The sequence below is a fragment of the Ectopseudomonas composti genome (assembly GCF_900115475.1).
GTDB classification, from domain to species: domain Bacteria; phylum Pseudomonadota; class Gammaproteobacteria; order Pseudomonadales; family Pseudomonadaceae; genus Aquipseudomonas; species Aquipseudomonas composti.
In genome coordinates this window covers 420,209-426,666 of sequence record NZ_FOWP01000004.1, presented here as the reverse complement: position 1 = coordinate 426,666, position 6,458 = coordinate 420,209, and the positions used below count along the sequence as shown (strand labels likewise).

Annotated in this window: 8 protein-coding genes; 4 read left to right on the top strand and 4 right to left on the bottom strand. The window is 63.3% G+C overall.

Annotated features, from left to right (window positions below; all coding sequences use genetic code 11):
• Positions 1–272: transposase (locus BM059_RS10445; RefSeq protein WP_139220724.1), on the bottom strand; the 272-nt coding region annotated here is incomplete at its 3' end.
• 194 nt (positions 273–466) lie between these two features.
• On the opposite strand from BM059_RS10445, the gene BM059_RS10440 reads away from it, so the two are divergent.
• Positions 467–1,267: a PA3715 family protein gene (locus BM059_RS10440; RefSeq protein ID WP_074938465.1), complete on the top strand. Its 801-nt coding sequence runs from the start codon at positions 467–469 to the stop codon at positions 1,265–1,267.
• A 78-nt stretch (positions 1,268–1,345) separates the two neighbouring features.
• Entirely contained in the window at positions 1,346–1,825 is a 480-nt protein-coding gene (locus tag BM059_RS10435) for a VOC family protein (protein ID WP_074938463.1), read from the top strand.
• Positions 1,826–1,847: 22 nt separating this feature from the next.
• On the opposite strand, the gene BM059_RS10430 is transcribed toward BM059_RS10435, so the two are convergent.
• On the bottom strand, positions 1,848–2,714 hold the full coding sequence (locus tag BM059_RS10430; protein ID WP_074938461.1) for a LysR family transcriptional regulator: 867 nt from the start codon (positions 2,712–2,714) through the stop codon (positions 1,848–1,850).
• Between the two features lie 127 nt (positions 2,715–2,841).
• Here BM059_RS10430 and BM059_RS10425 point away from each other — a divergent pair, with 127 nt between their 5' ends.
• On the top strand, positions 2,842–4,047 hold the full coding sequence (locus BM059_RS10425) for a YbfB/YjiJ family MFS transporter (RefSeq protein ID WP_074938459.1): 1,206 nt from the start codon (positions 2,842–2,844) through the stop codon (positions 4,045–4,047).
• A gap of 46 nt (positions 4,048–4,093) precedes the next feature.
• Here BM059_RS10425 and BM059_RS10420 read toward each other — a convergent pair whose 3' ends face one another.
• Complete coding sequence (locus BM059_RS10420; RefSeq protein WP_074938457.1) at positions 4,094–4,579, bottom strand: hypothetical protein; 486 nt, start codon at positions 4,577–4,579, stop codon at positions 4,094–4,096.
• Positions 4,580–4,761: 182 nt separating this feature from the next.
• Between BM059_RS10420 and BM059_RS10415 the strand changes: the two genes are divergently transcribed.
• Positions 4,762–5,442 (top strand): phytanoyl-CoA dioxygenase family protein, encoded by a 681-nt coding sequence (locus BM059_RS10415; RefSeq protein ID WP_179527070.1) that lies wholly within the window; start codon positions 4,762–4,764, stop codon positions 5,440–5,442.
• Positions 5,443–5,460: 18 nt separating this feature from the next.
• Here the strand turns inward: BM059_RS10415 and BM059_RS10410 are convergent, their stop codons facing one another.
• The gene (locus BM059_RS10410) at positions 5,461–6,333 is read right to left on the bottom strand and encodes an AraC family transcriptional regulator (RefSeq protein WP_074938453.1); all 873 of its coding nucleotides are present in this window, start codon (positions 6,331–6,333) and stop codon (positions 5,461–5,463) included.
• Positions 6,334–6,458 lie beyond the last annotated feature (125 nt).

Genomic DNA, 6,458 nt, shown 5'->3' with positions numbered 1-6,458 from the left:
ATGTTGCGCTGGGCTTCTCGCTCAAGACGTCGACTCGATTGGATGCGGTTGAGATAGCCGTAGATATAGATCTTCAGCAGGATCGCAGGGTGGTACGCAGGTCTGCCGGTTTCGGCTGGAATGACGCCGTCAAAACCCAGCGTGGCCAAGTCGAGTTCATCGACGAAGACATCAACCACCCGTACCGGGTTGGTATCGCTGACGTAGTCATCGAGGCTCTCGGGAAGTAAGGTGCTTTGCCCTCGGTGCTCACCCTGGATAAACCGTTTCATGGGCTTCCCTTGCGATGAAATTCTCAGAAATCATAGCAAGGGTATGTCCGGGCGTTTTTACACACTCTGGGCCGATAGCTGCCCATCCAAATAGTCCCGCTACTCCACCCTCGCCCCTCTTTCAGCGTAAAGTCGCCAAACCCTCTCCCCCGGTTTCCGTTCAGATAAATGGCGCCGAACAAGGACTCACCAACATGGACCGTTTACCTAGCATCCTCCCCGTCTTGGCGCTCTGCCTGTTGCCTCTCGCTCACGCCGATACGCGCCAGCCACAGCCTTGCGACGCTGCATTGTTGGACTCACTGGCCACCCAGTTGGGACAGCGCGGCTGGACGCCCCCTGACGGGCGTGATGACGGGCCACTGGTGGCAGCTGCCTGCAAGCCCTGGCCGGATGATCCGGCGTTGTCCGTGGTGACCCTCGCTTACCGTGACGCCGAGGACGCCACGCCAGCGGGCGAGCGCAATCTCAACTGGCTGGTGGCGAAGGTGGACACGCAGAGCGGGCAATTGCGCGAACGTCATGACGACTACCTTGGCGAAGATGCCGCGCTGGAAATCGATGCAAACAGTCTTTGGCTGGATACCGCGCGCTATCACCTTGCACCAGGCGTTCGCGCCTTCGGCGTAGTGGTCCACAGTATCGCTCGCGGGGCGAGCTGTCCGGATGCCGACGCCAATGATCTGCTGACGCTGCTGGTGCCGGACGGGCCTCAGCTGAGGCCGGTGTTTGCCACCTATCTGTACTCCTGGACGACGGTAAAGGGCACGTCCTGTGTCACGGACAGTGACTTCCAATCGGAGCGGGCCGACCTGACGCTGGGCCTTGGGCCGAAGCAAGCCCATGGCTACGCCAACCTGGTGGTAACCGCTCAAGTTCGTGCAGGCTGGCAGGAGCCCGTGCTACGCAAGGTCAGCACCACCGTTCGCTACGACGGCAAGCGCTACCCGTTCGATCAGTTCTCGATGTTCTGGACGAGAGAGCCGCAGCCGTAACGACCAACAGGCAAAGACCAGCGCACGCCCCACTGCCGTCTAGACTGCTGAGTCTCAACCCATGGTGGGAGACTCAGGATGACCAGCAAGAACACCATCTGCCTCTGGTACGACCGCGACGCGCGGGAGGCTGCAACTTTCTATGCCGAGACCTTTCCCGACAGCGCCGTGCTGGCGGTGCACCACGCCCCTGGCGATTACCCTTCTGGCCAGCAGGGCGATGTGCTGACGGTGGAGTTCAGCGTGATGGGCATTCCCTGCCTCGGCCTCAACGGCGGCCCGGTGTTCCAGCATAACGAGGCGTTCTCGTTTCAGGTCGCCACCGACGATCAGGCCGAGACGGATCGCTTGTGGCACGCGATCATCGACAACGGCGGCCAGGCCAGTGAATGCGGCTGGTGCAAGCACAAATGGGGCATCTCCTGGCAGATCACCCCGCGCATCCTCAGCGCCGCCATCGCCAGCCCTGACCGCGCGGCGGCCAAGCGCGCCTTCGAGGCGATGATGACAATGAGCAAGATCGATATCGCCAGGATCGAGGCGGCGCTGAAGGGCTGATGCCCGCACGCGAGGCGTGTCGTCAAAGCGCAGCGAAAGCAGCGACGATGGCATCGATCACCGCCCTAACCCGAGCGGTGTGGCGCACGTCGCGATGGGTGACCAGCCAGATGTCATAGGGCGCGTGTTCACGATCCGCCCACAGCCGCACCAGACCGTCGCGCAGGCCCAGAGGCAGCGGCACCTCGCCAATGCCGATGCCGGCATCCAGGGCGCGGCGCACCATCAAGCTCGAGGTACAGGTCATGGCTATACGCCCCTGAGTGATCGGCTCGGCGCCAAGCGTGACCTCGCGCCCACTGTCCAGGTAGGGCTGATAGAGCACCAGGTCGTGCCCGGCGAAGGCAGCGCCCGGCTCGGGTACGCCGCGCGCGGCGACATAGTCCGCCGAGGCGAAGGCGGCGCTGCTCCAACGAGCGAGCCGACGCACGATCAGTTCGGGGTTGTCCGGTTTGAGGTTGCGCACGGCGATATCCGCCTCGCGCTTGTTGAGGTTGAGCAATTGCGTTGAAGCATGCAGTTTGACCTCGATGCCAGGGTGTTCGAGGCGCAGCGCAGCAATGGCCGGCATGATGAAGTCGACGGCGAAGGAGTCGGTGGTAGTGATGCGCACCTCCCCACTCATGCGCTCGTCCATGCCGAGAATGCGGCGCTGCAGATCGGCTGCCGCCGCCTCCATGTCCTGCGCCGCCTTCATCGCCTGCTCTCCCGCGCTGGTCAGGCTGTAGCCGGCTGACGTGCGCAGGAACAGAGTGGCATCGAGGGACTGCTCCAGCGAGGCGAGCCGGCGACCGACCGTGGCTTGATCCACTGCCAGTACACGAGCCGCACCGCGCAAGGTCTGTTCACGGCATAGGGCAAGAAATACGCGGGCGTCGTCCCAGTTCATCGCAGGCTCTCTCTGATGCATTTTTGCATTAGTGAACGTTAATAACGCTGCGTTATTTCTTCAGTCAAGCCTCCTATGATCGTGGCATCTCATTCGATGGCGTCCGCCGGACGCTCAGGGGACGATCATGAACAACCACACACAAGACTCGCTGTGGATGCCGATCTGGGCTGGCCTGTGCGCCAGCCTGGTGGGCATCGGCCTGGCCCGCTTCGCCTACACCCCGTTGGTCCCATCGCTGATCGAGGCGCACTGGTTTTCTGCCTCGGCGGTGGTCTACCTCGGCGCCGCCAACCTGGCCGGCTATCTCGTCGGCGCGCTGATCGGCCGGCCGCTGGCCGCGCGTCATTCCAGCGCCAGCGTACTGCGGGCGATGATGCTACTGGTCAGCCTGGCGTTTCTCGCCTGCGCCTGGCCGCTGTCGGTGGCCTGGTTCTTCTCCTGGCGTTTGCTCTCGGGCATCGCCGGTGGCGTGATCATGGTGCTGGCCGCCAGCAGCATCCTGCCGCATGTCCCAGCAGGTCGACGCGGGCTGGCCAGCGGCGCGATCTTCCTCGGTCTGGGCCTGGGCATCGCCGGCTCCGGCACACTGGTGCCGGTATTGCTGGCTCAAGGCCTGGCAACCACCTGGATCGGCCTGGCCGTGGTCGCCCTGCTGCTGACACTGAGCAGTTGGCGCGGCTGGCCAGACGACCTCGCCCACGCTCCACAACCCGCAGCCCCGCATGCGCCAGCGCAGAGCGCAGGTGGCGTGCGTTTGCTGTTCGCGCAGTACGCGCTGATGGCGACCAGCCTGGTGGCGCCGATGATGTTTCTGGTCGATTACATCAGTCGCGGCCTGGGCGCAGGGAGCCACAGCGGTGCGTTGATCTGGACGCTGTATGGCGTCGGTGCCATCGTCGGCCCGGTGGTATACGGTTACCTGGCCGACCACCTGGGTGCCCGCGCCGCGATACGCCTGGTCCTGCTGATACAGGCCATGGCCCTTGCCGTACTGGTGGAAAGTCGTGACCTGCATGTGCTTGGCGCCGCCGTACTGGTGATCGGCTCCTTCCCACCCGGCATCGTGCCGCTGGCGTTGGCGCGCGTGCACCAACTGGTGAAGGGCCATGCCCGGCAGAACGCCACCTGGAGCCGCGCCACCATCTCCTTCGCCACCTTCCAGGCGCTGGCCGGTTATGCCTATTCGGCGCTGTTCTCCGCCAGTCAGGAGGACTATCGCCTGCTGTTCACGGTCGCGATTGGCGCAGTGCTGCTGGCCTTGCTGCTCGAACTACCGGCACTGCTGGGCAGCCGCAATGCAACACGCCAGCGGGCCGGGATGAGCCGCTAGCGACTGGCCCTGAGCGATACAGGGCAAGAGACTAAACGAGGGGCGCTCAGCGTGAGCCGTTCTTCTTCTGCAGAATCAGCGACGCTTCGTTGTAGGCGCTTTGGAAGGCGTCGCTGCCGATCCAGGTGATCGCGGCGTCTTCGTCTTCATCGTGGAAGATGCCGCGGTAGACGATCAGCAGGCCCATCATGAAATCGGTCGCAGCCTCCTCCGACTCTTCCGCGACCACCAGTTCCAGCACCGGGTATTGCAGGAATATCAGGCACAGGGCGAGCAGGCTGATGCCCTCGCCGGCTTTCATCGCCTGGAACAGGTCATCGAAGTGCGCGGGGTCGAAGCCGTTCTCTTCGATGTCCTTGAAATCGAAGGTACTCAGGTCGAGCTCGACATCATCGAACGGCTCGTTGATCAGCGGGTTGGCGAGAATCGGGTGGACGACATCGGCCTGTGCCTTGGGCTTGCCCATGCGGTTCTGCTTGGCCTTGGTCTTGGCCCGTTGGGCGCGCGTCTTCTGTTTGTCTGGGGAGGCCATGGGGCGTTCCTCGTTCGGTACAGCCATGTGCATGGCGCGGAAAGTTCAGGCGCCATTGTATGCAGTCTTGGTCATGGCCTGCGGCTGAATTTGCAGACGAAGTGTCATGCATTGAAGAACGGGCTTGCTTCTTCGACTTCCACCTGTTTTCTTCGGGATGCATGGATGATGGGAGCCTGACCATGACGGACCGCGCACAACTCCACCACGACGGCTATGCATTGCTGCGCCAGGCGGTTCCTGTCGGGTGGCTGGATCGGTTGCGCACCGTGTTCGATGCGGGCATCACCCCCTCGGATCAGTGGCCGGTACCGCGCGGCGCCGATTGGCATCACTCACTGCTGGATGGCGATGCCATGATTCAGGCCGTGTGCCGCCTGCCGCAGTTGCTCGCGGTGGTCGGCGAGCTGATCGGCGAACGTTTCTTCCTCGCGCAGGTGGAGGGCCGCGAGCCACTGGCTGGAGGCGGTCATCAGCGACTGCATCGCGATCTGTCGGCGCAGCGCCCCGGCGATATCGCCAACGCCATGGTCTACTTCGATGACTATGGCCCGGGCAACGGCGCCACCCGCATCGTCCCGAGCAGCCACCGTCCGCCTGCCGGCGAACCACCAATTGATTTCAACGACGAGTCCCGCTCAGTGCAGCTTGCAGGTGCGGCCGGCGACATCCTGGTGTTCGATGTGGACCTGGTGCACGCCGGCAGCCTGAACCGGCTCGGCATGCGGCGCCGCTCGATCCTGATCAGCTACTTCGCCGAACCGCTGTACGCGTCCTATCTGGAGACGCGCAGCCTGCGGGGGATTCGCATGGACGCGAGCGAGCGCTTTGAGCCTGCGGATTTTGCCTTGAGGCAGGTGTGAGCAAGGCGATTGCCCGTATCAGCAGGCAACACTGGCGTCTCTCGCCGGCGGCAGGCCAAACAGCCGGCGGTACTCTCGGCTGAACTGCGACACACTTTCGTAACCCACCGCGAACGCCGCACTGCTGGCGGTGGCGCCCTCCCCTGTCATCAAACGACGCGCTTCGATCAAGCGCAGCTGCTTTTGAAATTGCAGCGGCGTCAGCGACGTCTGGTTGCGAAAGTGCTGGTGAAAGGATGAGGTGCTCATGCCGGCCACGGACGCCAGGTGTTCCACCGGCAGCGTCCGGGTGAACTCGGTGCGCAGCACTTTCACTGCCCGTGCGATGCGTTGAGCATGGCCGTCCGGCCAGCCCAGGCGGCCAATTGCCGAGCCGTGACGCCCGGCCAACAACCAATAGTGCAGTTCACGCATCAGTGAGGCATGCAGCACCGCTGCCGAAGCCGGGCGATCCAGTAGACGCATCAGGCGCAGCGCAGCTTCGGCCACTTCGCTGTCGGTCGGCTCGATCTTTATCGGCGCCTCGTCCGCACTCGGAGCCGCTTTCATCTCCTCCATCAACTCGGTGAGCAGTGCAGGATCGAGGTCGATCACCAGTGAGATGTAAGGGGCTTCGGGACTCGCGTCGATGATCTGGCTGACTGTCGGTACATCGGCCGTGATCAACAAGGAGTCACCCGCGCTGAAGGTGAACGTGCGAGCCCCCATCATGACCTGCTTGCCGCCCTGTAGAACGAGGCAGGCGAGAGGCCGGGTAATCGCGTAATCCAGCCCGCTGGGCTGGAGCGTACGGATGATGGTCAGGCCTGGAATGGGCGTTTGGGCAAGGCCATTGGCATCGGCATGTTGATCCAGATAGCCGCGAACGACCTCCAGCAGCGTTTTGCTCATCAGTGGTTCCTGAGACGGGTCATGGGCACGTTGTTCACCCTTGGAGAAATAGGCAAAAAGCGTCGAGGTTTCGGTAAGGACGGGGTTACCCCACGGCTCACACAATGAAAGCCCCTTCACCAAAC